Raw genomic sequence first — 2,898 nt, 5'->3', positions numbered from 1 at the left:
GAACTATGGGGCCGCGTTGGTCTCCGACGGTTTCCATCAGCGGTGCGTTCGTCTCTGACTCGTCACATGGCTGCGTCCGAATGTGCAACAGGGACAACGTTGAGCTTCACGACATCATGCCTAACCCTTCCGGCAACGCAATTCACATTTCTGACAAGGGTGGAGATGAGGATGAAAAATGAAGAAATGGATGATATTTGTCGCGGCGATCCAGGTGGCAAGCATACTCATCTGGCTCGCTCAAGCAGCCCGCCTGTGGCCGGACGGATTGTGGTTCGCTGGCTGGTTACTGGGCCTTCCCGGTAGTGTCTTTGGACATTGGGTAGCGGAGCAACTGCTTTGGATGAGGGGTTCCCGATGGACCATCGGGCTGGTCGGGCTCGCGCTGGCTACCATGATCAACCTCGGTGCTGCGTATGTTATTGGCACAGCGAGCAAGCGTATCGGTGAGATGTTGAACACGAAGGGGCGACTTCGGTCTCAACCGGGCGACGAGCCTTAGTCGTGGGAATGCATTTGTCGTATTCGGGAAACGCAATGCGAATCGACGCCGTCCTCGACCTTCGTCTTGCGAGTACTTCGGATAGGGGCCGAAAGACACCCATGGGCCCGGGCATTTACCACGGCGTCGTCAGGTTCGGTACTGCGCAGGGATTCGACATGAGGTGTGAGCTGGCGCAACCGATAAGGCCAGGCGAGCGACGAGTTGTTGGGGTCGCCTTCCTCTGTCCGGATGAGGTCAAGCAATTTCTTGTCGAAGGTGCCAAGTTCACCTTGTGGGAGGGGCACGATGTCGGCAGAGGGACCGTCGTCAGATCGTACCTGTGAGCTCGGCTCGTCGATCAGGAAGGAGAATCACCATGGCGCAACAGATTGTTCATCAGGGCGAGCGAGCCGCAGAGCTCTGCGAGTGGGTAGCCCAGCGGATGAGCACTACGTTCGCCGCGCGCTTCAGTTACGTCGGCGTGCGAAGGCACGGTCGTATCCGCATCTTGAAAGCGGCCCTTATCATGAACAGCGATTCCGAAGCCCCGCCGGTCCATCTCGGCACCGGTGAGCTTGTTGCGGGAAGCATTGTCCTCGAAGGCGGCCTTGCGGAAATCGGTCATGTTTGCTCTGCGATGGTCGAGGGAACGTTCAACGTCTCCGGTGAGCGATTCTCGCTAGTCGACCCGTCCCGAATCGGGGTCGATGGTGTGACACTGAACCTCGATGAGGGCAATCCCGGGTATCAACAAAACGAACCCGCCGTCTCGCGCATTACCGGACAGGCGCACGACATAAAGCACGGGTCTCATCTCGACTGGCGCCTGAAAGCGGCGGATCCACCCTACGACTCGCTAATCGAGCTAACAGGCGCCTACGGCGTGGGCCCCATCAGTGAGACCAGTGACGTGGACGTGGTCGCCCTGCAAATTGCGAGAATCGAAGGAAATTCGTCGATTCACGAGCTCCGGGCAACCATTGCGCTACTTCTTTATCGGGGAATGGATGCGGCCCTTTCAAAAATTGGATACAGGGTCATCTCGCAGTCCGGTGTGGTCCGGCGGGGCGTAATTCGCGGCGAGGAGCTGGCATGGAGCGACCAGGACAGGCTCATCCGGGGTGAGGCCACCATGGACCTGGAACCGGGGGAAATTGTGCATACCTATGCGGTTTATGGGGACAGGGCTCAGCATCAGTACTGGATCGTCGACCCGGCCCACACCCAGAACCCACGGCGTTCGGCTTACGAGGCTGCGGACGAAGGGCTTGCTATGCTTCGGGGCTGGCTGAGAGGCGAAGGCAAGAAGAAGGCGGACGATTTCGAGTTTGCCGTCAGCACCCTCGCCTGGCTTCTTGGTTTTGCGACACTTCACTATGAGTGTAAGAAGGTTTCCGCGTCGCCTGACATTCTTCTTGCGTGTGATTCCGGGCTCATCGTAGCCGAGTGCACCACGGAGACCTTCACGCCCGAAAAGACGGCCAAGCTCGTCAAGCGTGGCGTCGAAATTGGACAGCGACTTGGCGCGTCCGGGCACGGCAGCCTGCCGGTCCGGTGCGTTATCGCCAGCAGTGCGTCGGAAGCAGCGTTGAAGGCGCAATACGGCGACCTGGGGGATGTCATCCTGCTTCCCAGAGAATCCCTGCTGAGGCTCCTGGACAGGACTGTGCAATTTCCAAACGCAAACGCGCTGTTTGCGGAAGTGCTGACGGCGCCGCCCGGTGACGCAGGGGCGGGCGTGGCTTAAGGCTTCGTCTTCAACCGTATCCACGGCCCCTCCAGACAACTGGGCGACGGTGGCGAGCGGTTGACACGTTTCTTTCAGCAGGTACGATCCCGGGACACATTCCCGTACACACGGAATGTGTCCCGGGCATTGGGGGAGAATGGGTTGATCGTGTCCCACTCTCTCTGCCAACGCAGGCGCTACGCCATGACTAAAATTCGGTGCGGCGTCGCTGCATGGCTGCCAGTTTGGCAAAGCGATCTTCGCCGGCATCTTGAGCAAGCACACGCTCCGCGTAGCGGATTGGCATCCGCTCGCTGGCCCAGCGCCCGGCCAGTTGCACCTGAGCCGTCGACGAGCCCGCGCGGACCATGTCCTGCGCCGCGCCCACCCGCGCGGAGTGCCCGGAAAGCCAATGTAGGTCCAAGTCCAGGCCCGCCTGGGCCACGGCGCGCCGAAAGATCGCGCTCACCTCGCGCGTGCCCAGCGGGCGCTGTTCGCGCTGTTGGGCCTGCGCACGACGCGCTTGCCATTGCATTCCGACCGTTGCGCTGGGCGCCGCGGTCGGATCGAGCTGTGCGTCATCGGCGACCGCGTGGAAAACGAACTCACCCTGCGACGACTGCGTCCGCCAGGCCTCAAGTGCGGCCACCGTCGCCGGACGCAAATACAGGGTGCGTCCCACGCC

Annotated in this window: 3 protein-coding genes; 2 read left to right on the top strand and 1 reads right to left on the bottom strand. The window is 60.8% G+C overall.

The annotated features are described in order from the left end of the window. Both AC1DSN_RS20820 and AC1DSN_RS20815 read left to right on the top strand, forming a co-directional pair. Positions 1-182 (top strand): hypothetical protein (locus AC1DSN_RS20820; protein WP_477332613.1); only part of this gene is annotated, 182 nt, incomplete at its 5' end. Between the two features lie 678 nt (positions 183-860). After that, positions 861-2,231: a hypothetical protein gene (locus tag AC1DSN_RS20815; RefSeq protein WP_477332611.1), complete on the top strand. Its 1,371-nt coding sequence runs from the start codon at positions 861-863 to the stop codon at positions 2,229-2,231. Between the two features lie 190 nt (positions 2,232-2,421). On the opposite strand, the gene AC1DSN_RS20810 is transcribed toward AC1DSN_RS20815, so the two are convergent. Then, positions 2,422-2,898 (bottom strand): tyrosine-type recombinase/integrase (locus AC1DSN_RS20810; protein ID WP_477332609.1); only part of this gene is annotated, 477 nt, incomplete at its 5' end.

This window comes from Luteibacter sp. P4_D7_3 (assembly GCF_056401735.1).
The sequence above is the reverse complement of the archived record's forward strand: the minus strand, read 5'-3'. Positions and strand labels throughout refer to the sequence as shown.

Excerpts from the sequence above, each read along its gene's own strand:
- AC1DSN_RS20815 (WP_477332611.1), top strand. The coding sequence starts at position 861 with ATGGCGCAACAGATTGTTCATCAGGGCGAGCGAGCCGCAGAGCTCTGC.